Source organism: Dictyoglomus sp. GBS, from assembly GCF_055179815.1.
On record NZ_CM143687.1, the window covers coordinates 1,373,961 to 1,399,123 of the forward strand.

Below are 25,163 nucleotides of genomic sequence, written 5' to 3' on the forward strand. Positions count from 1 at the left end.
TAAATTTTACACTCTTCTTCTACGGGGTGGACGACACCCGTTATGAGGTATTGGTGTAACATCCTTTATAAGAGAGATCTCAAGGCCTGCAGCTTGCAAGGCTCTTATAGCAGTCTCCCGTCCAGGTCCTGGACCTTTAACTAATACATCTACTTTCTTCATTCCATACTCTGAAATAGCCTTTTTAGCTGCCATTTCAGCTGCAAGTTGAGCAGCAAAAGGAGTGCCTTTCTTTGTACCTTTAAAACCAGCTGTGCCACCACTACCCCAGGTAAGAACGTTTCCTTCAGGATCTGTAATGGTAACAATTGTATTATTAAATGTTGAGTTTATATGCGCAACTCCTACAGGAACAATCTTTTTCTCTTTACGAGGACCTCTTGTTCTCTTCTTTTTAGCCATTTACTTAGTTTCCCTCCTGTTTTAACAAATTTTATCAGTTTTATTTAAAGCTAAAAATTATTTTTCCTTTCTCTTAGCACCTACAGTTTTTCTTGGACCTTTTCTTGTACGTGCGTTACAACGAGTTCTTTGACCTCTTACAGGTAATCCTCTCTTATGTCTAATACCACGATAACATCCTATTTCTATAAGACGCCTTATATTAGAGGCTATCTCTTGCCTTAAATCACCTTCTACTTTATAATTATTTTCGATTTCCTCTCTTAATTTGCTTATTTCTTCTTCAGTTAAATCTTTTACTCTCTTATTAGGATCAACACCAGTAGCTTGTAAAATCTTTTTGCTTGTAGTTCTTCCTATTCCATATATATATGTTAGAGCAATCTCTATTTTTTTATTGTTTGGTAAATCTACTCCTGCAATACGTGCCATTTTAAATAAAACACCTCCTATCCTTGCTTCTGTTTATGTCTTGGATTTTCGCAGATAACAAAAACTCTCCCGCCTCTCTTTACAATCTTACATTTTTCACATATTTTCTTCACCGAAGCTCTAACCTTCATCCTTATTACCCTCCTTATTTACGAATCTATATGTTATTCTTCCTTTAGTAAGATCATATATCGAAAGCTCTACTTTTACTCGATCACCTGGCATTACTCTTATAAAATTCATCCTCATTTTTCCAGATATATAAGCCATTATTTCAAGACCATTATCTAATTGTACCTTAAATGTAGCATTTGGCAATGCCTCTTTTACCGTTCCTACAACTTCAATAACTTCTCTATCCTTTTTTGTCATAGGCCCTCCCTAATCTATGGTCAATACCTGAGGACCATTTTCAGTAATTGCTACTGTATGTTCAAAATGAGCAGAAAGTCCACCATCTACTGTAACAGCTGTCCAACCATTATTCAAAATTTTAACCTCATAACTTCCTGTAACAACCATTGGTTCTATAGCAATAACTAACCCCTCTTGTAATACAGGTCCCATTCCTGGAGGTCCATAATTAAGAACATTTGGGGGCTCGTGCAATCTCCTTCCTATACCATGCCCAACAAAATCTCTTATAACATTAAATCCATTCTTCTCAACATATTCTTGAATTGCCCATGATATATCTGAAAGTTTTGCCCCAACTTTAGCCTTCTCTATTCCTCGCCAAAGAGCCTCTTCAGTAACTCTTATAAGTTTTAGAGCTAAAGGAGAAACATCTCCTATAGCATATGTTTTTGCAGCATCTAAAAAGAATCCTTTATATTCTATACCAATATCTACACTTACAATATCTCCATCTTCTATTAGTTTCTTTGTGCTTGGAATTCCATGCACTATTTCTTCATTTATTGAAACACATATTACCTCAGGATAACCCCTATAACCTTTAAAAGCTGGTTTAACATTATAGTTATTCATAAATTCTTCTGCTCTTCTTGCCAAACCATAAGTTGTTATTCCACTTTTTAGGACTCTTTCTATCCCGTTAAAAATTTTTGATAATATTCTTCCTCCTTCTCTCATAATTGCTATTTCATCTTTTGTTTTTAACTCAATTACCATCTTTTACCACCTTTAATATCTCCTGCAAAACTTCTTCTCTATCTTTTTCAGCAATTATTGTATACATTACTCCTCTGTTTTTATAATAATCAATAAGAGGTTGGGTCTCTTTATAATAAGTTTCTAATCTTTTCTTAATAACCTCGGGATAGTCATCACTTCGTTGATATAACTCTCCTCCACAAATATCACATATTCCCTCCTTTTTAGGAGGCATAGAAATTATATTATATATTGCTCCACAATTTTTGCAAACTCTTCTTGATGAAAGTCTTTTTATTACTAAATCATCACTTGCATCCAAATATATAACTTTTAAATCTGCATTCCTTTCATTTAAATATTTATCTAATAATTCTGCCTGCAAAATGGTCCTGGGAAAACCATCTAATATAAAACCATCCTTGCAATCTTCTGTATCTAAACGATCTTTCACTACTTCCCACACAAGTTCATCAGGCACCAATTTACCAGAATCAAGAAATTCTTTAACCCTCATTCCAAGTTCAGTTTGATTCTTAATCGCTTCCCTAAATATATCCCCTGTAGAAATATGGGGGATGTTTAAGATATAACTAATTTCTTTCGCATGTGTACCTTTTCCAGCCCCTGGAGGACCTAAAAATATAATTGCTTTCATCATTTTAAAAACCCCTCATAACTTTTCATTATCATTTGAGCTTCAAGAGTCTTTATAGTCTCTAATATCACACCAACCATAATTAATATACTTGTTCCACCAAGTTGAAATTCTGTAACACCAGTAATTCTTTCAATAAAAGTAGGCAACAAAGCAATCAATCCTAAGAATACACCACCAAAAAAGTTTAATCTATTTAAAGTTTTCGATAAATATTCCTCTGTTGGTTTTCCTGGTCTTACTCCTGGAATAAATCCACCATATTTCTTAAAATTCTCAGCTAAATCTGCAGGATCAAATACTATGGATGAATAAAAGTAAGTAAATCCAAGAACAAGTAAAAAATAAATAATAGGATAGAAAATGGAACTTGGAGAAAAAATATTCAAGATACTCTTTAGCCAACCAATTTTTACAAACGGAATAAAACTCTGTGGAACCATAAGAATTGTAATTGCAAAAATGATTGGTATCACACCAGCTTGATTTAATTTTAAAGGAAGATAGGTACTTTGCCCCCCATAAACTCTTCTTCCTACAATTCTACGAGAATATTGTACAGGAATTCTTCTCTCTGCACTCTCTTCCCAAACCACACCTATAATAATTAATATTAAAAGAGCAAAGAAGGCAATTACATTTAAAATTCCAATTTCTCCTCTACTTAGCAAAGCAAAAGTTCTTGCCAAATCAGTTGGAAATCTTGCAACTATAGATGTTAATATGATTAAGGATACACCATTTCCTATTCCATATTGAGAAATCTGCTCACCAAGCCACATTATAAAAGTACTTCCCGCTGTTAATGTTATTACACTGCTTATCACATATAATGGGGTAAGACTTGGAATAACTTTATAATTATGCATAAAAATAGTTAATCCAAAAGCTTCAATGGCTGCTAATAAAACTGAAAGATTTCTAGCATATCTTGTGAGCTTTTTCCTTCCATCTTCTTCCTTCTTTAACTCAGCTAATGATGGAAATACGGCAGTTAAAAGTTCCATCATGATGGAAGCATTAATAAAAGGTATAATACCCATAGAAAATATAGAAAATCTTGATAGCGCTCCTCCTGTAAATAAATCTAAAAATCCTAAAGCCCCTTGGCCTTTAAAAAGATTTGATAGAGCAACCCTATCTACTCCAGGCACAGGTATATGAGCACCTAATCTATATACCGCAAAAATAAAAAGAGTAAAAAGTATCTTTTTCCTTAAATCTGGTACTCTAAAAGCCCTAGCTAAAGTATCAAACACTATTCAATCACCTCAGCTTTTCCGCCCACACTTTCTATCTTCTGTCGGGCTTTTTCACTAAAGGCATGAGCTTTTACAAGAAGAGGTTTAGTTAATTCACCATTGCCAAGAATTTTTACACCATTTCCAATTTCTTTTACTATTTTTTTCTCCAAAAGTATATTAGGATCAACAATCTCATTTGCGTTAAACTTTTCCTCTAAAACTGAAAGATTTATTACAGTAAATTTTCTGCGGGGAGGATTTGGAATACCATCCATTTTGGGTAATCTTCTAGTTAATGGGGTTTGACCACCCTCAAAACCAGGTCGTACGCCATCTCCAGTTCTTGAGTTCTGACCACTCATACCTCTACCTGCATATTTACCAGAAGCAGCATATCCACATCCCCATCTTTTAGGTTTTTTACGAGATCCTAATTTAGGCTTTAATTCAAATAATTTCAATTTTCTCCCTCCCTATTTTGGGTATTCTCCTCCTTATGTTTTACATCTATTATCTCCCTTATCTTTTTATCTCTCATTTCAGCTACTTCAGGAATAGATCTAAGTTTTTTAAGAGCTTCAAAAGTAGCTTGAGCAAGGTTTATGGCTGTAGTAGAACCCAAAGCTTTAGCCAAAACATTTTTAATTCCTGCAAGCTCTAAGACTGCTCTCGCAGCTCCACCAGCTATAACACCTGTTCCAGGTGCAGCAGGCTTTAAAAGTATTTTAGATGCTCCTAATTTTCCATATACTTCATGCGGAATGGTACCTTTGCTTATTGATATCTTCACCGCATTCTTCTTAGCCCTTCTTACAGCTTTTCTAATAGCATCTGGCACTTCAGCAGCTTTTGCTATACCTACCCCAACAGTACCCTGCTCATCACCCACTACAACTAAGGCTCTAAAACGCAAATTTTTACCACCAGCAACCACTTTAGCTACTCTTCTTATCTCTATAACTCTTTCTTTAAAGACAGGTTCTAACTCTTTCAAAGAAGTTCCCTCCTTTTTTAGAATTCAAGGCCAGCTGCCCTTGCACTATCAGCAAGAGCCTTGACTTTACCATGATATAAAAATCCACCTCTATCAAAAACTACTTTTTTAATTCCCTTTTCTAAAGCTCTTTTTGCTATCACTTCACCAACTAATTTTGCAGCTTCTATATTTTTAGTAGATTTTAACTGTGATCTCAATTCCTTTTCCAAGGAAGAAGCCGATACTAAAGTATGACCTTTCGTATCATCAATTATCTGAGCATATATATATCTCAAGCTTTTAAAAACAGCTAATCTCGGTCTTTCAGGAGTTCCATAAATCTTTTTTCTTATTCTTAAATGCCTTACTTTTCTAAGTTCCTTTCTTGATCTTTTTATAATCATAATGTCAAACCTCCTACTTCTTACCAGCCTTACCAGCTTTTTGTCTAATCTTTTCGCCTTCGTATCTTACACCTTTTCCTTTATATGGATCTGCAGGTCTAATTCTTCTAATTATAGCTGCAAACTGCCCCACTAGTTCTTTATCAATACCCTTTACACTTATTTTAGTATTATCTTGTACTGTTACTGTAAGCCCTGTAGGAATATCAAGCTCTACGGGATGAGAAAAACCCAATTCTAACACAAGTTTATTACCTTGTACTCTTGCTCTATATCCTGTGCCCTGCAATTCCAATCTTTTCTCAAATCCTTGTGTTACTCCTATTACCATATTATTTATTAAAGCTCTTGTTAAACCATGTAAGGCTTTAGTAAATTTTTCGTCATTAGCTCTCTCCACTACTATTTGGCCATCTACTTTCTTTACAGATACAAGAGGATGGAAAGTTCTTTCTAGCTCTCCTAAAGGACCTTTTACCTTTACCAAATTTCCATCACTTATTTCTACTTGTACATTTTGTGGTATTGGTATAGGTTTTCTTCCTATTCGTGACATATTTTATTCCTCCTTTTCTACCATACCATACAAATAAGCTCTCCACCGACCCCTAAAAGTCTTGCCTCTTTATCTGTCATAATTCCTTTAGAGGTAGATAAGATAGCAATTCCCAAACCTCCAAGAACCCTTGGAATTTCTTCTCTCTTAACATAATATCTCCTACCGGGTTTACTCACTCTTTTCAATTCCTGAATTACGGGAGTTTTTCCCTTATATTTTAGATAAATCCTAATATATTTTTGTGGGATCTCTCCTATTACCTCATATTTTGCTATATATCCTTCCTTAAGCAAAATTTCTGCAAGCTTTTCCTTAATTCTTGAATGAGGAATATCAACAGTAGGATGTCGTCTCATATTTGCATTTTTAATTCTAACTAACATATCAGCAATAGGATCTGTTACGTTCATAGCAACCCTCCTTACCAACTTGCTTTCCTAACACCTGGTAATTCGCCTTTTAAAGCTAATTCCCTAAAACATAAACGGCAAAGACCAAACTTTCTTATATATCCTCTTGGTCTTCCACATATTCTACACCTATTATATTCTCTGACCTTATACTTCTTAGGTTTAAGCCATTTTACAATTTGCGATTTCTTAGCCACAATTTCCTCCCTCGCTTTTCAAATTATTTTTTAAATGGCATTCCAAGAAGAGAAAGAAGCTCCTTAGCTTCTTCGTCTGTTTCTGCTGTTGTCACAATGGTAATATCCATCCCTCTTATTCTATCTATCTTGTCATATTCTATTTCAGGAAAAACTAATTGTTCTTTAAGACCTAAGGAGTAATTACCTCTACCATCAAAAGAATTAGGTGAAACACCTGAAAAATCTCTCACTCTTGGCAAAGCAAGATTTATCAATTTGTATAAGAAGGCATACATTCTTTCTCCTCTTAAAGTTACCTTTAATCCTATAGGCATACCTTTCCTTAAGTGAAAGTTTGCTATAGATTTACGGGCTTTTCGTACTATGGGTTTTTGCCCTGTAATGATGCTGAGATCTCGAGCTGCAGCTTCAATTGCTCCTGGATTTTGTACTGCTTCACTTACTCCAATATTTACTACAATCTTTTCAATTTTAGGTACAGCCATTGGATTCTTATATCCGAACTTCTTCATCATTGCAGGAATTACTTCTTGAATATATTTTTGCTTTAAAACTTCCATTATTACCTTCCTCCCTTATTAAACACGATCAATAATCTCTTTACATTTAGAGCAAACTCTTACTTTTTTTCCATCATCTAAAAATGTATGCTTTATCCTCGTAGGTTGGTTACAACGAGGACATATAAGCATAACTTTACACCTATATAAAGGTGCCGGTTTCTCAACTATTCCACCTTGCCTCATTTTAGCAGAAGGACGTACATGTTTTTTTACAATATTAACTCCTTCGACAACTATTTTCTCTTCAGCAGGAAGAACAGAGATAACCTTTCCTTTTTTTCCTTTATCTTTTCCTGATATTACGAGAACTAAATCACCCTTTTTAATATCCATCTCTCTTCACCTCTATATGACTTCTGTTGCTAAAGAGATAATTTTCATAAAATTCTTTTCCCTTAATTCTCTGGCTACTGGTCCAAACACTCTTGTCCCTCTTGGATTACCATCCTTATCAATTATTACTGCCGCATTGTCATCAAACCTTACATAAGATCCATCTTTCCTTCTTATAGTTCTTCTTGTTCTAATAACCACAGCATATACTACATCACCCTTCTTGATATTAGCTCTTGGAACAGCATCTTTTACGCTGGCCACTATAATATCTCCAACCTGAGCTACTCTCTTTTTTCCTAAAATTCTAAAGCACATTATCTCTTTAGCTCCACTATTGTCTGCTACTACCAATCTAGTTTGAGGCATTATCATTTAAATCACCTTCCCTTATACTGTCATTAGTAATATTCTCTTCCACGTTTTCCCCAGATAAGGTAGGTATTAATTCTGCTTTTTTCAAGATCTTTACTAATCTCCATCTTTTTTCTTTTGATAGTGGTCTTGTTTCCCTTATTAATACAATATCACCTTCACGAGCTTCTTGAAGCTCATCATGAGCCTTATACTTTTTCCTTCTTGTTACTGTTTTCTTATATAATGGATGAGTATAAGTCTGTTCTACTAAAACAACAATAGTTTTTTGCATTTTTGCACTTACAACTTTTCCTATCATTTCTTTTCTCTTGCCACTCATTTAATCTCTCTCCTTAAATTAAGATTTTTTAAGTTCACGCTCTCTCAGAATAGTAAGAATTCGAGCAATATCTTTTCTTATTTCCTTCAATCTATGAGGATTAGTTAACCCACCTGTTGATTGTTGTACTCGGAGATTAAAAAGCTCTGATCTCAATTTCTTTAATTCTTCCATTAACTCTTCATTGGTTTTTTCTCTTAACTCCATAGCTCTTCTCCCCATATATTAATCACCACCCAATTCTCTTGTTACAAATCTTGTCTTAATAGGTAATTTACTTCCAGCTATTCTTACTGCTTCCATGGCTTCTTCCTTAGGGATTCCTCCAATTTCAAAAAGTATTGTACCTGGCTTTACTACTGCTACCCATCCTTTAACATCACCTTTGCCTCCACCCATTCTACTTTCTGCAGGCCTTGCTGTTACAGATTTGTCTGGAAAAATCCTAATCCATATTCTTCCATTTTTCCCAGCATGTCTTGTAAGAGTTCTTCTTACAGCCTCTATTTGTTCACTCGTTATCCATGCTGGAGCTAAAGCTTGTATACCATAATCACCAAATACTACCCTATTACCACGCGTAGCTACTCCCTTTAATCTTCCACGATGTTGTTTTCTATGTTTAACTCTTTTAGGCATCAACATCGTAATTCACCTCATCTTTCTCATACATATCTTCATCTATAACCTTTTGAGGTGTAGCCTTTTCCGGTAACTCTCGAATAGGTTCTTTATGAAGTTCAGGAATATCTCCTTTATATATCCAAACTTTTACTCCTATTACTCCTGATATAGTGAAAGCCTCCGCAAAACCATAATCAATATCAGCAGTTAAAGTCTGCAAAGGAATACGGCCTTCTCTAAACCACTCTGATCTTGCAATTTCTGCACCATTAAGTCTTCCACTACACATTACTTTTATACCCTTTGCTCCAGCCCTTAAAGCTCTATTTATTGCTTGTTTCATTGCTCTCTTATAACTTATTCTTTTTTCTATTTGCATTGCTATATTCTCAGCTACAAGTTGGGCATCAAGTTCTGGATTTTTTACTTCTATCACATTAACAAAAACATTTTTATTAGTTAATTTAACAAGATTTTTCCTTATATTTTCAATTTCACTTCCACCTCTTCCAATGAGTACACCAGGCCTTGCAGTATGAATTGTTATATCAACTCTATTTATAGCTTTTCTCTCAATCTCAACACGTGATATTCCTGCTTGGTAGTAGTTCTTTTTAATATAATTTCTTATAGCCCAATCTTCATGTATTAAGGAGGAATAATCAGATTTTTCAGCATACCAATGACTTTTCCAATCTTTTGTTATACCTAATCTAAAACCATAAGGGTGTGTCTTCTGCCCCATATTATTCTTCCTCCTTCTCTTTTAAATAGATTACTATATGACTATTTCTAATTTGTACAATATCTGCCCTTCCTCTTGCACGTGGATTTAACCTCTTCCAACGTGGACCCTCATTTACAAAAGCCTTTGATACATATAATCTTTCAGCCCTAAGTCCATAATTGTGTTCAGCATTTGCTTTAGCAGATCTCAAACATTTTAGTATAAAATGTGCAGCTTTATGAGGAAGGTTTTCTAAAATAGCCTCAGCCTCACTAACCATTTTACCCCTTACAAGATCAATAACCCTTCTTGCCTTGTAAGGAGATATTCTAATATATTTGCTTTCAGCCTTTACTTCAATCATCTAAATTCAACCTCCCTACTTAATCGCTGTAATACGAGCAGTAGGTATTCTGTGACCTGTAAATGTTCTTGTAGGAGCAAATTCTCCCAATCTGTGCCCTATCATATTCTCTGTAATATACACTGGAATATGCTTTCTTCCATTATATACAGCAATAGTATGTCCTACCATTTCTGGAACAATAACAGATCTCCTAGACCAAGTCTTAATAATTCTTTTTTCGCCTTTCTCATTTAACTCTCTTATCTTTTTAAGAAGTTTTGGATCTACATATGGACCCTTTTTTAATGAACGACCCATGAGCTCCTCCCCTTTACTTCATTTCTTTTTTGTCGTTTGCTCTTTGAATTATGAAACGATCAGAAGGCTTTCTCTTTTTCCTTGTCTTGTACCCAAGAGTTGGTTTACCCCAAGGAGTAAGAGGTCCTGGATGACCTATAGGTGCCTTACCCTCACCACCTCCGTGAGGATGATCTACAGCATTCATAGCAGAACCTCTTACATGAGGTCTTCTACCAAGCCATCTGCTTCTCCCTGCTTTTCCTAAGGATATGTTCTGATTATCCACATTACTTACCTGACCGATAGTTGCTCTACAATTTAAATCAAACAACCTTATTTCGCCCGATGGGAGCCTTACGTATGCCCATTTTCCTTCTTTACCTAAGATTTGAGCAGCTGTTCCAGCAGCCCTTACAAGTTGACCGCCTCTTCCAGGATATAACTCCAAATTATGAATCAATGTTCCATCAGGAATATTCTTTAAAGGAAGATTATTCCCTACTTTAATATCAACATTTTCGCCAGACATAATAATATCTCCAACTTTTAAACCTTCTGGTGCTATAATGTATCTTTTCTCTCCATCAGCATAATATAATAACGCTATCCTGGCAGTTCTATTTGGATCATACTCTATACTTGCTACTTTAGCTGGTATTCCATCTTTATCTCTCCTGAAATCAATTATTCTATAAAGTCTCTTATGACCACCACCTCTAAATCTTGTAGTAACATGGCCAAAATTATTCCTTCCACCACTTTTCTTAAGTGGTTTTAGCAGAGATTTTTCAGGTTCTTCTTTAGTAATCTCTGAAAAATCAGGCAATATTAAATGTCTTAATCCAGGTGTAATAGGTTTAAACTTTTTAAGTCCCATTCTTTTCTACCTCCTATACTCCACTAATAAGCTCTATTTTATAACCTGGTTCTAAAGTTACTATGGCTTTCTTTCTTGTTGAAGTAAATCCCTGAGAAAGACCCAATCTACGTCTTTTTGGTTTTTCATTTATTATAGCCACCTTTTTAACCTTTACCTTAAAAATTTCCTCAACTGCTTTTCCAACTTCTATTTTATTTGTATCCTTAGCCACTTCAAAAACATACTTACCTTCTTTAGCCAAATTTAAACTTTTTTCAGTAAGAACAGGCTTTATAATAACAGTGTATGGATCTCTCATTTCAAAAATGCCTCCTCTATTACAGGTATAGCATCAACAGTCAATACCAAATAATCATATTTTAATAAATCATATACATTAAGACAAGATGCTACCATCGTTTTTACATTCTCTAAATTCATAGCAGCTCTTTTTAATGTTTCATCTTTTTGAGGTATACCTATAAGTACTTTTGCTTCTTTTAATCCAAAATTATTTAATATATTTACCAACTCTTTTGTTTTGGGTTGTGATAATTCAATTTTATCCAAAATATAAAGGTTATTTTCCTTAAGCTTAGTAGATAATGCAGATCTTATTGCAAGTCTTCTCACCTTCTTAGGAATCTTATAAGAATAATCACGAGGTTTTGGACCAAAAGGTCTACCTCCACCTACCCAATGAGTAGCTTTTCTATCACCCTGTCTTGCGTGACCTGTACCTTTTTGAGGCCAAACCTTTCTACCACTTCTATTTACCTCTCCTCTCCTCTTGGTAGAATGAGTACCCTGTCTACCATTAGCTAAATGCATGACCACACATGTGTAGAAAAGGTCAGGTCTTTTCTCTATTCCAAATAATTCATCTTTTAACTCAATCTCTCCAATCTTTTCTGCTTTTTGGTTATATACAGGTACTTGAATCATTTTTCTATCCCCTTCCTATTACTTTATATCCTTAACAGCCTTTCTGATAATTAATAAATTACCTACAGGACCAGGAACAGCACCTTTAACCAAAATTAAATCTTTTTCTTTATCTACCTTTACAATCTTTAGATTTTGAACAGTGATAGTTTCATTGCCCCATCTTCCTGCCATTTTCTGACCTTTCATTACATGCTGAACTCCACCAGCACCAATTGATGCTCTTCTTCTATGAAATTTAGAACCATGAGACATTCTACCACGTGCAAAATTCCACAATTTGATATGTCCAGTATATCCATGCCCTTTACTCTTACCAGTTACGTCAACCAATTCTCCTTCTTGAAATATTTCTACTTTTATCTCTTGACCAGGAACAAAATCTGAAGTATTAACTACTCTTACCTCCTTTATAACTTTAAAGGGTGGAAATCCCAATTTTTTAAATATACCTAACAATGGCTTATTTAGTTTACTCTCCTTACACCTTTCAAACCCTAATTGAATAGCATTATATCCATCTTTTTCTTTAGTTCTCACATTTAATATAAGGCAAGGTCCACTCTTTATTACTGTTACTGGTATAATCTCGCCATTTTCACCAAAAATCTGGGTCATTCCAACTTTTCTACCTAATATAGCTTTTGTTGTAGGAGCAGCCATAGTCTTTACCCCTCTCTATGTTTTAATTTCAACTTCAACACCAGCTGGAAGCTCTAAATTCATAAGAGCTTCCACTGTTTTTGCTGTTGGATTTTCTATATCAATTAGTCTTTTATGAATCCTTATTTCAAAATGTTCTCCAGAGTTTTTATTCACGTGTGGAGAACGTAATACCCAATATCTTGTAACCTTTGTAGGAAGAGGAATAGGGCCAGAAATCTTAGCCCCAGTTCCTCTTACTGTTTCTATAATCTTTTTAGTTGATTGATCAAGAACTCTGTGATCAAATGCTTTTAATTTAATTCTTATTTTTTGTCTATCTGAATAACTACTCATGTCTACTGATCGCCCCCATTATTCAATAATTTTAGTTACGACACCTGCACCAACAGTCTTTCCACCTTCTCTGATTGCAAATCTTAAACCTTCCTCTAATGCTACAGGCTTTATTAACTTTATCTCCATCTCTATATTGTCCCCTGGCATCACCATCTGTACTCCCTCTGGTAATCTTATCTCACCTGTTACATCTGTAGTTCTGAAATAAAATTGTGGCTTATATCCACTGAAAAATGGCGTGTGCCTTCCCCCTTCTTCCTTCTTTAATACGTATACTTGCGCCTTGAAATGCGTATGTGGCTTTATACTCCCTGGCGCCGCTACTACTTGTCCCCTCTCTACTTCATCTTTGTCTATCCCTCTTAATAATATCCCTATGTTGTCTCCAGCTATCGCTTCATCTAATTGCTTCCTGAACATCTCTACCCCTGTTACTACACTCTTCTTTATCTCATCTGTTAACCCTACTATCTCTACTTCATCCCCTACCTTCACTCTTCCTCTCTCTACTCTCCCCGTAACTACTGTCCCTCTACCAGTTATGCTAAATATGTCCTCTATTGGCATTAAAAATGGCTTGTCTACATCTCTCTCAGGTAATGGTATGTAACTGTCTACCGCATCCATTAATTCCCATATCGCATCTACCCACTTGTCCTCCCCTCTCTTCGTGTTCGGATTCTGACCCATTACCTCTACGGCTTTTAATGCTGACCCCCTTATTACTGGTACTTCATCCCCTGGATATCCATACTTCGTTAATAAGTCCCTTACTTCCATCTCAACTAAGTCCACAATCTCTGGATCATCTACCATGTCTATCTTGTTTAAAAATACTACTATGTATGGCACGTTTACTTGCCTCGCTAATAGTATGTGCTCCCTCGTCTGCGGCATTGGCCCATCCGCCGCTGATACTACTAAGATCGCTCCATCCATCTGTGCAGCCCCTGTTATCATGTTCTTTATATAGTCAGCATGCCCCGGCGCATCTATGTGCGCATAATGCCTGTTTGGTGTCTCATATTCCGCATGATATAAGTTTATCGTCACTCCTCTCGCCCTCTCCTCAGGCGCTTTATCTATGTCTTCATACTTCAATGGCTTCGCTAACCCTTCCGCCGCTAATACCATCGTTATGGCCGACGTTAATGTCGTCTTACCATGGTCTACGTGACCTATCGTACCTATGTTTACATGTGGCTTCGTCCTTACAAATTTCTCCTTCGCCATCCTTTATCTCCTCCTATTCATTATTTTTTAAAATTTGAAGATAAGATTTTTTCCTGAATATTTAATGGCATTTCTTCATAATGAGAGAATTCCATTGAGAATATTCCTCTTCCCTGAGTTAACGAACGGAGAGTTGTAGCGTAGCCAAAGATCTCAGCAAGAGGAACAAGGGCTTTTATAACTCTTGAATTATTTATAAATTCAATTTTTTCTATTCTTCCTCTTCTGCTATTAAGATCTCCTATAACATCACCCATATATTCTTCAGGAACAATTATTTCTAACTTCATTATTGGTTCAAGAAGAACTGGATCACCCTTTAAAACACCATCTTTAAAGGCCTGTGAGGCTGCTATCTTAAATGCCATATCTGAAGAATCTACTTCATGATAAGACCCATCAAAAAGAGTAACTCTTATATCAGTAACGGGATACCCTGCTAATACACCTCTATCTGCAGCCTCTCTCACGCCTGCTTCAACAGCAGGAATGAATTGCTGTGGTATAACACCCCCCACTATCTTATTAACAAATTCAAGTCCGCTTCCTCTTGGTAAAGGCTCCAAATCAAACCATACATGCCCATATTGACCTCTACCACCAGTCTGCCTAATGTATTTTCCTTCTATCTTTACTGGTTTTCTTATAGTTTCTCTATAGGAGACCTGAGGTTTACCCACATTAGCATTAACCTTAAATTCTCTCTTCAAACGATCAACAATAATCTCCAAATGTAACTCTCCCATACCATGAATAAGAGTTTGACCTGTTTCTTCATCATAAGTTACCCTAAAAGTAGGATCCTCTTCTGCAAGTCTTTGTAAAGCAAGACTAAGTTTATCTTGTTCCTCAGTACTCTTAGGTTCAATTGCAACAGAAATAACAGGTTCTGGAAATGACATTCCTTCCAGAATTATAGGTCTATTCTCATCACATAAAGTATCTCCAGTGGTTGTATATTTTAAGCCTACTACAGCAGCTATATCTCCCACATATACTACATCAATATCTTCTCTATGATTTGCATGCATTTGAAGGAGCCTTCCAATTCTTTCTTTTTTACCTTTCGTAGAATTATAAACGTAGCTTCCTTTCTCTAATTTACCTGAGTATACTCTAAAATAAGTTAACCTCCCTACATAAGGATCAGTCATAACCTTAAAAGCAAGAGCAACAAAAGATTCATCTTCGCTCACTATTCTTATCTCTTCTTCTCCAGTTATAGGATTTATACCTTTAACAGGTGGCAAATCCAATGGAGAAGGTAAGTAGTCAATAACAGCATCAAGCAAGGGCTGAACCCCCTTATTTTTAAAAGCAGATCCACACAATGCTGGATATAATATTCCCTCAATAGTTGCTCTTCTTAACACCCTTTTTAGTTCTGATACAGGAATATCCTCTCCCTCTAAATATTTTTCTAAGAGCTCGTCATCGAGCTCTACAATTTTTTCAACAAGTTTATGTCTGTATTCTTCTGCTTGTTCCTTTAACTCTTCAGGTATTTCTGTAATTTCCCACTTAATACCAAGATCATCATAATAAACAATTGCTTTTCTCTCTAAAAGATCTATAACACCCTTAAAATTGTCCTCGCTACCAATAGGTATTTGAACAGGCACCACATTGACTCCTAATCTATCTTCAATCATTTCTACAACCCTGAAAAAGTTAGCACCCACCCTATCCATCTTATTTACAAATATGATTCTTGGCACATTATATTTAGTAGCCTGTCTCCATACAGTTTCAGATTGAGGTTGTACACCAGCAACCCCACAGAAAACAGCAATAAGGCCATCCAAAACCCTCATTGATCTTTCAACTTCAACAGTAAAGTCTACGTGTCCTGGTGTATCAATTATATTGATAACATGATCCTTCCAGCGACAAGTTGTAGTAGCAGCTGTTATGGTTATTCCTCTTTCCCTTTCTTGCTCCATCCAGTCCATAGTAGCAGTTCCTTCATGTACTTCGCCTAATTTATGAGTTCTTCCTGTATAAAACAGTATTCTCTCAGTAAGTGTAGTCTTACCTGCATCTATATGAGCTGCTATTCCTATATTTCTTAATTTATCCAGTGGACATCTAGGCACTTTTATCTTCCTCCTTTTTAATTACCATCTATAATGAGCAAAAGCTTTATTAGCTTCTGCCATTCTATGCATTTCTTCTCTCTTCTTAATAGCCCCTCCTGTATTATTGAGAGCATCTAAAATCTCAGCTGCGAGCCTCTCTCTCATAGGCATACCCTTTCTTTCTCTTGCAGCTCTTACAAGCCACCTTAAAGCAAGAGAAAGGCCTCTTCGTGGAGGAACTTCTATAGGTACTTGATAAGTAGCTCCTCCTACTCTCCTTGGTCTTACTTCAAGAAGTGGAGTCAAATTTTGTACTGCTTTTTCTAAAACAGTTAAAGGATCTTGCTTTGTTTTATCTCTAATTATTTCCATTGCTCCATATACAATTTTTTCAGCAGTACTTTTTTTACCATCCAACATAACCTTATTTATCAACTTTTGTACAAGTACACTATTATAAACAGGATCAGGCGGAATATCTCTTGGAGTAGCAGGTCCTCTACGAGGCATTATTTCTTACCTCCCTCTTTTGGACGCTTAGTTCCATATTTTGATCTTCCTTGTTTTCTGCCTTCAACGCCAGCAGCATCTAAGGCACCACGTATAATGTGATATCGTACACCTGGGAGATCCTTAACACGTCCTCCTCTTACAAGAACTACAGAGTGTTCTTGAAGATTATGGCCAATACCAGGAATGTATGCCCACACTTCAACTCCATTAGTAAGCCTTACTCTTGCTACCTTTCTTAAAGCAGAGTTAGGCTTTTTGGGAGTCATTGTAGTAACACGAATACATACTCCCCTTTTCTGGGGATTACCCATAAGGGCTGGAGATTTACTTTTTCTCTCTTTTGGCTTCCTTCCTTTTTTTACTAATTGATTTATGGTAGGCAAAATTACACCTCCTACTCTATATCTTTTTGAAATTTTTATTAACAACTATAAAAGTATGCCCCTAAAAGCAAGCGAAAAAGTTTATCATTATATACTTAATTTTGTCAAGAGATTTCTTCTGGTTCACCTCCATTTTCTAAGACTTCAGCTTTTTGAGCTTGAGATTTTGCAGGAATAATTCTCTTAAATAGTCCTGTACCTGCTGGAATTAATCTACCTATAATAACATTTTCTTTTAATCCCTCCAAAGGATCCTCTTTACCTTTTACTGCTGCTTCTGCAAGAACTCTTGTTGTTTCTTGGAAAGATGCTGCAGAAATAACACTATCAGTTGTAAGAGCTGCTTTTGTTATACCTAGTACAACATCTTTTGCGATAGGTGGTACTTTTCCTTCTTCTTCAAGTTTCTGCCTGATCTTTTCAAAAGTAACTCTATTAACTAACTGACCAACCAAAAAGTTACTATCTCCTGGATCTTCTATTCTCACCCTATTAGTCATTTGTCTCACAATTACTTCTATATGTTTATCATTTATTTCTGCTCCTTGTTTTGTGTATACCTTTTGTACCTCATCCACAATATATCTTTGTAAGGCAGCAAGTCCTTCATTAGCTAAAATATCTGCTGGGTTTCTATAACCCTTAGTTAATTCTTGTCCAACTGTTACATAATCACCCTCTTTTACTAATAATTGAGCATTAGGTGGTAAAATGTGTTCATCCCTTCCATCTTCTCCTTCTATAACAATTTTTTCTCCTGATTTCGTTCTTACAATCTTTACAAGACCACTCTTACCAGCTATAATTGATCTTCCTTTTGGTTTTCGTGCCTCAAAAAGTTCTTCAACACGAGGAAGACCTTGAACAATATCTTCAGTTTTTGCAGTTCTCTGCTGATAGGATGGGAAGTAAGCAAGGATTGTGCCAAATTCAACTTTTGAACCAACTTTTACATGTATCTTCAACCCTCGTGGAATCCTATAAATTTCTTCACCATCTGATGTTTTTATAATAATATAAGCCTCTCCTGTTGCAACAATATTATCTATAATCTCTCCATTACCTTCATTAATCTCTACCACTTCACCATCTTTACATGCTTGTATTTTGACAGTTTCTCTACTATATTCAGCTATAGTTTCTCCAGCCTCAATTCTCTCACCTATCCTAAATAGAAAACCAGCACCTTCTGGCAAAGGTACATTATATTCTTTTCCATCATCGCCTCTAATTATTAAAGTATAGATCCAATAATGAGATTCTTCGTTATATATATAATCAATTTTTCCTCTATCCCGATCATATTTAATCCCTACAAATGTAAATCTTCTATTTTCCCCATTTTCTTTCCTTACACTTAATACCTTACCATTATATGGTGACATGATATATCTTAAGTTAGGTTCTATATATCCCAAACTCATCCCCTTGGTTACAACTTCCCCTTCGTATGCAGACAAAACAGTACCAGGCGGTAATAAAATTTCTTCTTTTTCATTTACACCTTCAATTATTATTTTTGCCTTAGGACTTACCACTACTTTTTCTTTCTTTCCAAGCACTTCAAATCTTTCTCTAAATTTAATATTTTCAAATTTTACATTTCCAGTTACTCTAACTTGAATATTTTGATGGCTTATAGAGGTTAATGCTACTCCACCAGTATGGAAAGTTCTCATAGTAAGCTGTGTACCAGGTTCTCCAATAGACTGAGCAGCAATAACACCTACAGACTCACCTATATTAACTATTCTATGCATAGCTAAATCTTCACCGTAGCATTTTTGACAGATACCTTTTTCACTTTTACATGTCATAGGAGATCTTATTTTAATTCTTTTTATACCTGCAGCCTCTATTTTTTTAGCCTTTTCTACATCTATATATTCATTTCTTCTTACAATTAGCTCACCTGTATCTGTATAGACATCCTCCGCTACAAATCTTCCTATAATTCTATCCTTGAGCGTTAATACAATCTTTCCTTCATCTTCTAATGGTTCCACATATATTCCATCATTTGTTCCACAATCTTCTTCTTTTATTACAAGACTTTGAGCAACATCCACTAATCTTCTTGTTAAATATCCAGAATCTGACGTTCTCAAAGCTGTATCTACTACTCCCTTACGAGCACCATAAGATGATATAAAATGCTCTGACATAGTAAGTCCTTCATAGAAATTTGACTTAATTGGTATATCCATAATTCTACCTGAAGGATCAGACATTAATCCGCGCATTGCTGCAAGTTGTCTTACTTGATCCACATTACCTCTTGCACCCGAAAAGGCCATCATAAATACTGAATTAAGCATATCAAAATTAGCAAGCATTATATCTTTTACTTCTTCGGTTGCTTTAGTCCATATTTCAATAGCCCTATGATATCTTTCTTCTTCAGAATAAAGACCACTTTCTACTGCTTTTTGTAAGTTTAAAGCCTCCTCTTCAGCCTTTTTAATAACCTTTTCCTTTGCTTCTTTTGGTATTTCTATATCCACAATTGAGAAGCTAACTCCAGCTTTTGTAGCATACATAAAGCCTAATTTCTTGAGTTCATCCAAAAATTCTGCAGTCCTTCCCCAACCATACTCACTAAAGCACTTTTCAACAATTTTCCTGATTTCTTTTCTTGTTAAAACCCCATTATAATATCTTAATTTATCAGGTAAAACCTCATTTAAAATCAATCTACCTGGGGTAGTCTCAATATAAACTTTTTCAACAGGAAATTCCACTCCATACACTTCTTCCATGCTTTTTCTATAAACATACACTTTAGAATGTAAATCAACTTTTCTTTCATCTAAAGCAAGTAATACTTCTTCAGGACTTGAGAATCTTATATTTTCAACTTCTCTTCCTGGTACCATTAAGGTAAGATAATAAAGTCCAATAACTATATCCTGAGTTGGTAATGTTAATGGTTTTCCATGAGCTGGAGAAATAAGGTTATTAGAAGAAAGCATAAGGAGACGAGCTTCAGCTTGAGCCTCTAAGGAAAGAGGCACATGAACAGCCATTTGATCTCCATCAAAATCTGCGTTATATGGTGGACATACCAAAGGATGGAGCTGAATAGCATTTCCATCTATTAATTTAGGCTCAAATGCTTGAATACTTACCCTATGTAAAGTAGGTGCTCTGTTTAAAAGAACAAGTTTTTCTTTGATTATTTCATCTAGTACATCCCATACTTCAGAAGTTTCTCTTTCAATTTTTTTCCTTGCATTCTTAACATTTGTAGCAAAACCATGTTCTATTAATTTATTTATTACAAATGGTTTGAAAAGCTCCAAAGCCATTTTTTTAGGCAATCCGCATTGATGTAACTTCAATTCTGGTCCTACCACAATAACAGCTCTTCCCGAAAAATCAACTCTCTTACCCAATAAATTTTGCCTAAATCTACCTTGTTTACCCTCTAAAATATCAGATAAGGATCTAAGAGGTCTTCCACTAGCATTAGTAACAGGTTTTCCTCTTCTTCCATTATCTATAAGCGCATCTACCGCTTCTTGTAACATTCTTTTTTCATTTCTTACAATTATTTCGGGAGCATTTATTTCTAAAAGCTTTGCAAGTCTGTTATTTCTATTTATCACTCTTCTATAAAGATCATTTAAATCTGAAGTAGCAAATTTTCCTCCCTCAAGTTGAACCATAGGTCTTAAATCTGGTGGTATGACTGGTAATACCTCTAATATCATCCACTCAGGTTTATTTCCAGATAATCTAAAACTTTCCACAATCTCTAATCTTTTAATAAGTTTTGCTTTCTTTTGTCCTTGTAATTCATTTATCTGTTTTCTTAAATCATAAGAAAGTTCCTCAAGATCTATTTCTTTAAGAAGTTTTTTGATGGCTTCAGCACCCATTCCTACTTTAAAGCTATTACCAAATTCGCTCAGAGCTTTTTCATATTCTTCCTCTGTAAGAATCTGCATCTTTTGTAATGGTGTATCTCCTGGAGATAAAACTATATATGAATGGTAATAAATAACCTCTTCCAATTGCTTACTGCTTATATTTAAAAGTAATCCTATATAGTTAGGTACATTTTTAAAATACCATATATGAACTACAGGTACCGCCAATTTTATATGCCCCATTCTCTCTCTTCTAACATCACTTTTTGTAACCGTAACTCCACATCTATCACAAGTTATACCTTCATATCTTTGCCCTTTATATTTACCACAATGGCACTCATAATCCTTGACTGGCCCAAATATTTTCTCACAAAAAAGGCCATCCCTTTCAGGCTTAAAAGTTCTATAATTTATTGTTTCAGGCTTTTTAACTTCTCCATAAGACCAATTCAATATATCTTCTGGAGAAGCTAATCCAAAAACTAATTTATCAAAATCTTTAATTCTCAAGGTTTAATCCTCCCCTTCCTTAAGATTCATTCTCAAGCTTATAAAGATTTACTAATTTATTACCAATATAGGCTGAGACTTTTATGCCTAATCCTTGTAATTCCCTTACAAGAACCTTAAAGGATTCAGGAATACCTGGTTCTTTTATAAGATTTCCAGATACAATAGCAGAATAAGCTTCAGTTCTTCCAGTCACATCATCAGATTTATAGGTTAACATTTCCTCTAAAGTATGGGCAGCTCCATAAGCCTCTAATGCCCAAACTTCCATTTCTCCAAATCTTTGACCTCCAAATTGAGCTCTACCACCTAATGGTTGTTGAGTTACAAGAGAATAAGGCCCAACAGATCTTGCATGAATCTTATCATCAGCAAGATGTATGAGCTTCATTATATACATATAACCCACGGTAATTTTTTGATCAAAAGGTTCTCCTGTTCTTCCATCATAAAGAGTTACACGTCCATCCTCTGGAAGACCTGCTTTTCTTAACATCTCCTTAACAAGATTTGCAGATCTATTTTCTCCTAATACCTCATCAAAGGGTGGTACTATAGCATAAATACCGAGTTCATTAGCAGCCCATCCTAAATGAGTTTCAAGAATCTGTCCTACATTCATTCTAGAAGGTACTCCTAAAGGATTTAATATTATATCTACAGGAGTACCATCCTCTAAGAAAGGCATATCCTCTTCTGGTAATATAGTAGCAATTACACCTTTATTACCATGTCTTCCAGCCAATTTGTCCCCTACAGAAATCTTTCTAATTTGAGCAACTCTTACTTTAACTATCTTATTTACTCCTGGAGGTAATTCATCATCATTTTCTCTTGTAAGAACCTTAACATCTATTACTTTACCCCATTCACCATGAGGCATTCTCAAAGAAGTATCTTTTATCTCCCTTGATTTTTCTCCAAAAATTGCTCTGAGTAACCTTTCTTCTGGAGTTAGCTCGGTCTCTCCCTTTGGAGTAACTTTTCCAACTAATATATCATTAGGACCAACTTCTGCACCTATCATTATTATTCCATCCTTATCTAAGTACCTTATAGCATCTTCACTTATATTAGGAATATCTCTTGTAATTTCCTCAGGGCCCAATTTTGTGTCTCTTGCCTTTATCTCGTATTCCTCAATATGGATAGATGTAAAGATATCTTCTTTTACTAATCTTTCGCTAATAATAATAGCGTCCTCATAGTTATAACCACCCCAAGGCATAAAGGCCACAAGGACATTTCTTCCAAGAGAAAGTCTACCTTTGGATGTAGATGGACCATCTGCAAGAATATCTCCCTTTCTAATTCTTTGGCCAACTTCAACAATTGGTTTTTGATTCCAACAAGTTCCCTGATTTGTTCTTCTATACTTTATTAAGTTATATTTTTTCTCCTTTTTATCATCTGTCTCTATAACTATTTCCGATGAAGTTACTCTTTTTACCACTCCATCCACATCTGAGATCACCATTACTCCAGTATTTCTTGCTACTGTCTCTTCTATACCAGTACCAACAAGTGGTGGCTCTGTATTTATTAAGGGGACAGCTTGCCTTTGCATGTTAGCCCCCATAAGAGCACGGTTAGCATCATCGTGTTCAAGGAAAGGTATTAAAGCCGTAGAAATACTCACTGTTTGATATGGAGAAATCCCAATAAAATCCACTTCCTTAGGAGAACAGAGAATAAATTTACCCTTTCTTCTTGCGTGTACTAATTCATCAACTATTTCTTTATCCTCATTGAGATGAACATCAAAAGAAGCAATGGTATATTTCTCCTCGTCAGTAGCAGAAAGATATACTATTTCGTTAGTTATTTTTCCATCTTTTACCTTATAATATGGTGTTCTAATAAAACCATAATCATCTACTATCGCTAACGTAGAAAGATAGTTTATCAAACCTGCATTTGGACCTTCTGGGGTTTCAATAGGGCATACTCTACCATAATGAGATGGATGTATATCTCTTACTTCAAAGGTAGCTCTTTCACGAGTTAATCCTCCAGGTCCTAATGCACTTATCCTTCTCTTATGGGCTAGTTCTGAAAGTGGATTTGTTTGATCCATAAATTGGGATAATGGATTTCTATTGAAGAATTCCCTCACTGCCGCCATCAATGGCCTCGTACTTACTAAGTTTATTGGACTTGCTTGTTCTGGATCAGTTAAAGCCATTTTTTCCCTTATTAATTTCTCTACTCTTGCGAGTCCAGCCCTAAATTGAACTTGTAAAAGCTCTCCTACAGATCTTATCCTCCTATTTCCTAAGTGATCAATATCATCCACATCGTCTTTTCCTGTTTTAACCATAGTGATTCTTTTGATAATTTCTACAAAGTCTTCTTCAGTTAAAGCATAATTATCTAAAGGGATATTTAGACCTAACCTCTGATTAAGTTTATATCTTCCAACTTTTCCTAAATTATATTTTCTTACATCAAAAAATTGTTGCTTAATTACTCTTAAGGCTTCGTCCTCTTTGCTTGGAACATCTCCTGGTCTCAATCTACTACATGCTTCGAATATTGCCTGAGTTCTATCACTTACGTTATCTCTTGAAAAAGTAGTTTCAAGATAACTTAATTCATCTTTTCCTAAATATTGTGAAAAGAAATCAAGCTCATATCCCAAAGCCCTAAGGATAAGAGATACTGGAAATTTTTTAATACCATTGGGATGAATAAAAATCATTCCATTGCCATCAAGTTCGAATTCTATCCATCCACCTCTCGTAGGAATAAGGGTTGCTATAATACTGTGTCCTTCTTCTTGGAAGAATACACCTGGAGATCTTGTTATTTGGTTTACTATGACTTTTTCTGTCCCATTTACAATAAAAGTAGCTCTTTCTGTCATTTGGGGAATATTTCCCAAAAATACCATTTGTTCTTTAATATCTTTTATGTTTTTGTTCTCATCCTTAAAGTAAAGCCTTGCTCTAACATATATGGAAGATTCATAAGTAAGACCCTTCTCTAAACATTCATCAGGAGATTTTTGGGGTGGATCGATTTTGATGCCATCTTCTGTTGTAACAAATACCAAAGAAAGTCCCTGTCTTGTTGATTCAATAGGACTAATTTCGTTTAAAACCTCTCTTAAACCATCTTTTAAAAACCAATTAAATGAGTCATATTGAATTTTAAGAAGATCAGGAATATTTTGAAAAATAGGTCTATCATCATCCCAAAAAACAGTAATATTATAATCCTTTTTCCTCATACCTCATCTCCTTTTCCCTATTTTGTAATTAGACAAAACTATATTATACTATAGAGAGGTTATATTTTAAATATAAAAAGAAAAAGAAATTCCTAAAAAATTTAGGAAATATGTTTCACTTTTGGGTTTATTTTACTTTCTTTTTCTTATTTCTGATTTTTTTCTTTAATTTTTTATCACTATAAAAATTCCTATTAAAATAAATAATATACCAACAACTTTTTCAAATATACTCTTAGGAATATATCTTGTCAATAAACCACCAAGATAAGCCCCTAAAAAAGAAATTAAAGACAAAGCTAAAGCTGCACCTAAAAAAACCCAAAAAGGCTGTTTTGTTTTTACAGAAAGACTCAAAACAGCAAGTTGAGTTTTATCACCAAGCTCTGCTAAAAATATAGCTCCAAAAGTCAATAAGAGTATTTCTATTTTACTCTTTAAATCCAATTTATAGCACCTCCATATTATACACTAAATAAATATACACTGTAAAAAAGTAGTATAATATATGTCTAAACTATTTACAAGGAGGTGAAAAAATA

33 protein-coding genes and 1 pseudogene are annotated in these 25,163 nt (G+C 35.0%); all 34 read right to left on the reverse strand.

From position 1 onward, the window contains the following. Positions 1-6 precede the first annotated feature (6 nt). The gene (rpsK, locus tag ACY3IT_RS06875) at positions 7-402 is read right to left on the reverse strand and encodes a 30S ribosomal protein S11 (protein WP_463082219.1); all 396 of its coding nucleotides are present in this window, start codon (positions 400-402) and stop codon (positions 7-9) included. A 57-nt stretch (positions 403-459) separates the two neighbouring features. Next, positions 460-834 carry a 30S ribosomal protein S13 gene (rpsM, locus tag ACY3IT_RS06880; RefSeq protein WP_463082220.1) on the reverse strand — a complete coding sequence of 125 codons (375 nt, stop codon included), beginning with the start codon at positions 832-834 and terminating at the stop codon, positions 460-462. Positions 835-851: 17 nt separating this feature from the next. Further along, positions 852-965, reverse strand: a complete 114-nt coding sequence (rpmJ, locus tag ACY3IT_RS06885; RefSeq protein WP_463082221.1) for a 50S ribosomal protein L36 — start codon at positions 963-965, stop codon at positions 852-854. After that, positions 955-1,206, reverse strand: coding sequence for a translation initiation factor IF-1 (gene infA, locus ACY3IT_RS06890; protein WP_463082222.1), 252 nt, complete (start codon positions 1,204-1,206; stop codon positions 955-957). The genes rpmJ and infA overlap by 11 nt, the downstream gene beginning before the upstream one ends. A gap of 9 nt (positions 1,207-1,215) precedes the next feature. Then, positions 1,216-1,968 (reverse strand): type I methionyl aminopeptidase, encoded by a 753-nt coding sequence (map, locus tag ACY3IT_RS06895; protein ID WP_463082223.1) that lies wholly within the window; start codon positions 1,966-1,968, stop codon positions 1,216-1,218. Then, positions 1,958-2,611, reverse strand: coding sequence for an adenylate kinase (locus ACY3IT_RS06900; protein ID WP_463082224.1), 654 nt, complete (start codon positions 2,609-2,611; stop codon positions 1,958-1,960). The genes map and ACY3IT_RS06900 overlap by 11 nt, the downstream gene beginning before the upstream one ends. Beyond that, entirely contained in the window at positions 2,608-3,867 is a 1,260-nt protein-coding gene (gene secY, locus ACY3IT_RS06905; RefSeq protein ID WP_463082225.1) for a preprotein translocase subunit SecY, read from the reverse strand. Before secY ends, ACY3IT_RS06900 begins: the two co-directional genes overlap by 4 nt. Beyond that, the gene (gene rplO / locus ACY3IT_RS06910) at positions 3,867-4,313 is read right to left on the reverse strand and encodes a 50S ribosomal protein L15 (protein WP_463082226.1); all 447 of its coding nucleotides are present in this window, start codon (positions 4,311-4,313) and stop codon (positions 3,867-3,869) included. Before rplO ends, secY begins: the two co-directional genes overlap by 1 nt. After that, positions 4,310-4,846 carry a 30S ribosomal protein S5 gene (gene rpsE / locus ACY3IT_RS06915; protein ID WP_463082227.1) on the reverse strand — a complete coding sequence of 179 codons (537 nt, stop codon included), beginning with the start codon at positions 4,844-4,846 and terminating at the stop codon, positions 4,310-4,312. Before rpsE ends, rplO begins: the two co-directional genes overlap by 4 nt. Positions 4,847-4,863: 17 nt before the next feature. After that, positions 4,864-5,232 (reverse strand): 50S ribosomal protein L18, encoded by a 369-nt coding sequence (rplR, locus tag ACY3IT_RS06920; protein ID WP_463082228.1) that lies wholly within the window; start codon positions 5,230-5,232, stop codon positions 4,864-4,866. 13 nt (positions 5,233-5,245) lie between these two features. Then, a complete protein-coding gene (gene rplF / locus ACY3IT_RS06925; RefSeq protein ID WP_463082229.1) occupies positions 5,246-5,788 on the reverse strand; it encodes a 50S ribosomal protein L6 in 543 nt (180 codons plus the stop codon). Positions 5,789-5,805: 17 nt separating this feature from the next. Continuing rightward, positions 5,806-6,201 (reverse strand): 30S ribosomal protein S8, encoded by a 396-nt coding sequence (rpsH, locus tag ACY3IT_RS06930; protein ID WP_463082230.1) that lies wholly within the window; start codon positions 6,199-6,201, stop codon positions 5,806-5,808. 11 nt (positions 6,202-6,212) lie between these two features. Further along, the gene (locus tag ACY3IT_RS06935; RefSeq protein ID WP_012548533.1) at positions 6,213-6,398 is read right to left on the reverse strand and encodes a type Z 30S ribosomal protein S14; all 186 of its coding nucleotides are present in this window, start codon (positions 6,396-6,398) and stop codon (positions 6,213-6,215) included. A gap of 23 nt (positions 6,399-6,421) precedes the next feature. Further along, positions 6,422-6,961: a 50S ribosomal protein L5 gene (gene rplE, locus ACY3IT_RS06940; RefSeq protein WP_463082231.1), complete on the reverse strand. Its 540-nt coding sequence runs from the start codon at positions 6,959-6,961 to the stop codon at positions 6,422-6,424. A gap of 18 nt (positions 6,962-6,979) precedes the next feature. Next, positions 6,980-7,297 carry a 50S ribosomal protein L24 gene (rplX, locus tag ACY3IT_RS06945; RefSeq protein WP_463082232.1) on the reverse strand — a complete coding sequence of 106 codons (318 nt, stop codon included), beginning with the start codon at positions 7,295-7,297 and terminating at the stop codon, positions 6,980-6,982. Between the two features lie 12 nt (positions 7,298-7,309). Then, positions 7,310-7,672, reverse strand: a complete 363-nt coding sequence (gene rplN, locus ACY3IT_RS06950; RefSeq protein WP_463082233.1) for a 50S ribosomal protein L14 — start codon at positions 7,670-7,672, stop codon at positions 7,310-7,312. A gap of 73 nt (positions 7,673-7,745) precedes the next feature. Continuing rightward, a pseudogene (rpsQ, locus tag ACY3IT_RS06955) lies at positions 7,746-7,994 on the reverse strand (30S ribosomal protein S17); the annotation flags it as partial. A gap of 18 nt (positions 7,995-8,012) precedes the next feature. Continuing rightward, entirely contained in the window at positions 8,013-8,216 is a 204-nt protein-coding gene (gene rpmC / locus ACY3IT_RS06960) for a 50S ribosomal protein L29 (protein ID WP_463082234.1), read from the reverse strand. 3 nt (positions 8,217-8,219) lie between these two features. Continuing rightward, entirely contained in the window at positions 8,220-8,639 is a 420-nt protein-coding gene (gene rplP / locus ACY3IT_RS06965; protein WP_463082235.1) for a 50S ribosomal protein L16, read from the reverse strand. Further along, on the reverse strand, positions 8,626-9,363 hold the full coding sequence (rpsC, locus tag ACY3IT_RS06970; protein ID WP_463082236.1) for a 30S ribosomal protein S3: 738 nt from the start codon (positions 9,361-9,363) through the stop codon (positions 8,626-8,628). The genes rplP and rpsC overlap by 14 nt, the downstream gene beginning before the upstream one ends. Before the next feature lies 1 nt (position 9,364). Further along, entirely contained in the window at positions 9,365-9,709 is a 345-nt protein-coding gene (gene rplV, locus ACY3IT_RS06975) for a 50S ribosomal protein L22 (RefSeq protein ID WP_463082237.1), read from the reverse strand. 15 nt (positions 9,710-9,724) lie between these two features. Continuing rightward, positions 9,725-10,009: a 30S ribosomal protein S19 gene (rpsS, locus tag ACY3IT_RS06980; RefSeq protein WP_012547998.1), complete on the reverse strand. Its 285-nt coding sequence runs from the start codon at positions 10,007-10,009 to the stop codon at positions 9,725-9,727. Positions 10,010-10,022: 13 nt separating this feature from the next. Further along, positions 10,023-10,868, reverse strand: a complete 846-nt coding sequence (gene rplB, locus ACY3IT_RS06985) for a 50S ribosomal protein L2 (protein WP_463082238.1) — start codon at positions 10,866-10,868, stop codon at positions 10,023-10,025. Between the two features lie 13 nt (positions 10,869-10,881). After that, the gene (rplW, locus tag ACY3IT_RS06990; protein WP_463082239.1) at positions 10,882-11,169 is read right to left on the reverse strand and encodes a 50S ribosomal protein L23; all 288 of its coding nucleotides are present in this window, start codon (positions 11,167-11,169) and stop codon (positions 10,882-10,884) included. Continuing rightward, complete coding sequence (gene rplD / locus ACY3IT_RS06995) at positions 11,166-11,795, reverse strand: 50S ribosomal protein L4 (RefSeq protein ID WP_463082240.1); 630 nt, start codon at positions 11,793-11,795, stop codon at positions 11,166-11,168. Before rplD ends, rplW begins: the two co-directional genes overlap by 4 nt. An 18-nt stretch (positions 11,796-11,813) precedes the next feature. Then, on the reverse strand, positions 11,814-12,458 hold the full coding sequence (rplC, locus tag ACY3IT_RS07000; RefSeq protein ID WP_463082241.1) for a 50S ribosomal protein L3: 645 nt from the start codon (positions 12,456-12,458) through the stop codon (positions 11,814-11,816). 15 nt (positions 12,459-12,473) lie between these two features. After that, positions 12,474-12,794 (reverse strand): 30S ribosomal protein S10, encoded by a 321-nt coding sequence (gene rpsJ / locus ACY3IT_RS07005; RefSeq protein ID WP_148805460.1) that lies wholly within the window; start codon positions 12,792-12,794, stop codon positions 12,474-12,476. An 18-nt stretch (positions 12,795-12,812) separates the two neighbouring features. After that, positions 12,813-14,030, reverse strand: coding sequence for an elongation factor Tu (gene tuf, locus ACY3IT_RS07010; RefSeq protein WP_463081859.1), 1,218 nt, complete (start codon positions 14,028-14,030; stop codon positions 12,813-12,815). Between the two features lie 20 nt (positions 14,031-14,050). Further along, a complete protein-coding gene (gene fusA / locus ACY3IT_RS07015) occupies positions 14,051-16,126 on the reverse strand; it encodes an elongation factor G (RefSeq protein ID WP_463082242.1) in 2,076 nt (691 codons plus the stop codon). Positions 16,127-16,147: 21 nt separating this feature from the next. After that, on the reverse strand, positions 16,148-16,618 hold the full coding sequence (rpsG, locus tag ACY3IT_RS07020) for a 30S ribosomal protein S7 (protein ID WP_463082243.1): 471 nt from the start codon (positions 16,616-16,618) through the stop codon (positions 16,148-16,150). Continuing rightward, positions 16,618-17,004 carry a 30S ribosomal protein S12 gene (gene rpsL, locus ACY3IT_RS07025; protein WP_148805443.1) on the reverse strand — a complete coding sequence of 129 codons (387 nt, stop codon included), beginning with the start codon at positions 17,002-17,004 and terminating at the stop codon, positions 16,618-16,620. The genes rpsG and rpsL overlap by 1 nt, the downstream gene beginning before the upstream one ends. Positions 17,005-17,108: 104 nt before the next feature. Further along, the gene (rpoC, locus tag ACY3IT_RS07030; RefSeq protein ID WP_463082244.1) at positions 17,109-21,389 is read right to left on the reverse strand and encodes a DNA-directed RNA polymerase subunit beta'; all 4,281 of its coding nucleotides are present in this window, start codon (positions 21,387-21,389) and stop codon (positions 17,109-17,111) included. A 19-nt stretch (positions 21,390-21,408) separates the two neighbouring features. After that, the gene (gene rpoB / locus ACY3IT_RS07035) at positions 21,409-24,621 is read right to left on the reverse strand and encodes a DNA-directed RNA polymerase subunit beta (RefSeq protein WP_463082245.1); all 3,213 of its coding nucleotides are present in this window, start codon (positions 24,619-24,621) and stop codon (positions 21,409-21,411) included. 165 nt (positions 24,622-24,786) lie between these two features. Further along, positions 24,787-25,068 (reverse strand): TMEM165/GDT1 family protein, encoded by a 282-nt coding sequence (locus ACY3IT_RS07040; protein WP_463082246.1) that lies wholly within the window; start codon positions 25,066-25,068, stop codon positions 24,787-24,789. Positions 25,069-25,163 lie beyond the last annotated feature (95 nt).

Coding starts and splice junctions, on each gene's coding strand:
- rplD (WP_463082240.1), bottom strand. CDS start 11,795: ATGATTCAAGTACCTGTATATAACCAAAAAGCAGAAAAGATTGGAGAG.
- rpsJ (WP_148805460.1), bottom strand. CDS start 12,794: ATGAGTAGTTATTCAGATAGACAAAAAATAAGAATTAAATTAAAAGCA.
- rplX (WP_463082232.1), bottom strand. CDS start 7,297: ATGGATATTAAAAAGGGTGATTTAGTTCTCGTAATATCAGGAAAAGAT.
- rpsG (WP_463082243.1), bottom strand. CDS start 16,618: ATGCCTCGTAGAGGACCTGCTACTCCAAGAGATATTCCGCCTGATCCT.
- rplE (WP_463082231.1), bottom strand. CDS start 6,961: ATGGAAGTTTTAAAGCAAAAATATATTCAAGAAGTAATTCCTGCAATG.
- rpsS (WP_012547998.1), bottom strand. CDS start 10,009: ATGGGTCGTTCATTAAAAAAGGGTCCATATGTAGATCCAAAACTTCTT.
- rplP (WP_463082235.1), bottom strand. CDS start 8,639: ATGTTGATGCCTAAAAGAGTTAAACATAGAAAACAACATCGTGGAAGA.
- rpmJ (WP_463082221.1), bottom strand. CDS start 965: ATGAAGGTTAGAGCTTCGGTGAAGAAAATATGTGAAAAATGTAAGATT.
- rpsH (WP_463082230.1), bottom strand. CDS start 6,201: ATGAACGTAACAGATCCTATTGCTGATATGTTAGTTAGAATTAAAAAT.
- rplB (WP_463082238.1), bottom strand. CDS start 10,868: ATGGGACTTAAAAAGTTTAAACCTATTACACCTGGATTAAGACATTTA.
- rplF (WP_463082229.1), bottom strand. CDS start 5,788: ATGTCACGAATAGGAAGAAAACCTATACCAATACCACAAAATGTACAA.
- rplW (WP_463082239.1), bottom strand. CDS start 11,169: ATGAGAGATCCATACACTGTTATTATAAAGCCTGTTCTTACTGAAAAA.
- rplC (WP_463082241.1), bottom strand. CDS start 12,458: ATGGCTGCTCCTACAACAAAAGCTATATTAGGTAGAAAAGTTGGAATG.
- rpsK (WP_463082219.1), bottom strand. CDS start 402: ATGGCTAAAAAGAAGAGAACAAGAGGTCCTCGTAAAGAGAAAAAGATT.
- rplN (WP_463082233.1), bottom strand. CDS start 7,672: ATGATAATGCCTCAAACTAGATTGGTAGTAGCAGACAATAGTGGAGCT.
- map (WP_463082223.1), bottom strand. CDS start 1,968: ATGGTAATTGAGTTAAAAACAAAAGATGAAATAGCAATTATGAGAGAA.
- ACY3IT_RS06900 (WP_463082224.1), bottom strand. CDS start 2,611: ATGATGAAAGCAATTATATTTTTAGGTCCTCCAGGGGCTGGAAAAGGT.
- rpoB (WP_463082245.1), bottom strand. CDS start 24,621: ATGAGGAAAAAGGATTATAATATTACTGTTTTTTGGGATGATGATAGA.
- rpsM (WP_463082220.1), bottom strand. CDS start 834: ATGGCACGTATTGCAGGAGTAGATTTACCAAACAATAAAAAAATAGAG.
- rpsC (WP_463082236.1), bottom strand. CDS start 9,363: ATGGGGCAGAAGACACACCCTTATGGTTTTAGATTAGGTATAACAAAA.
- rplR (WP_463082228.1), bottom strand. CDS start 5,232: ATGATTATAAAAAGATCAAGAAAGGAACTTAGAAAAGTAAGGCATTTA.
- rplV (WP_463082237.1), bottom strand. CDS start 9,709: ATGATTGAAGTAAAGGCTGAAAGCAAATATATTAGAATATCTCCTTAC.
- infA (WP_463082222.1), bottom strand. CDS start 1,206: ATGACAAAAAAGGATAGAGAAGTTATTGAAGTTGTAGGAACGGTAAAA.
- tuf (WP_463081859.1), bottom strand. CDS start 14,030: ATGGCGAAGGAGAAATTTGTAAGGACGAAGCCACATGTAAACATAGGT.
- rpmC (WP_463082234.1), bottom strand. CDS start 8,216: ATGGGGAGAAGAGCTATGGAGTTAAGAGAAAAAACCAATGAAGAGTTA.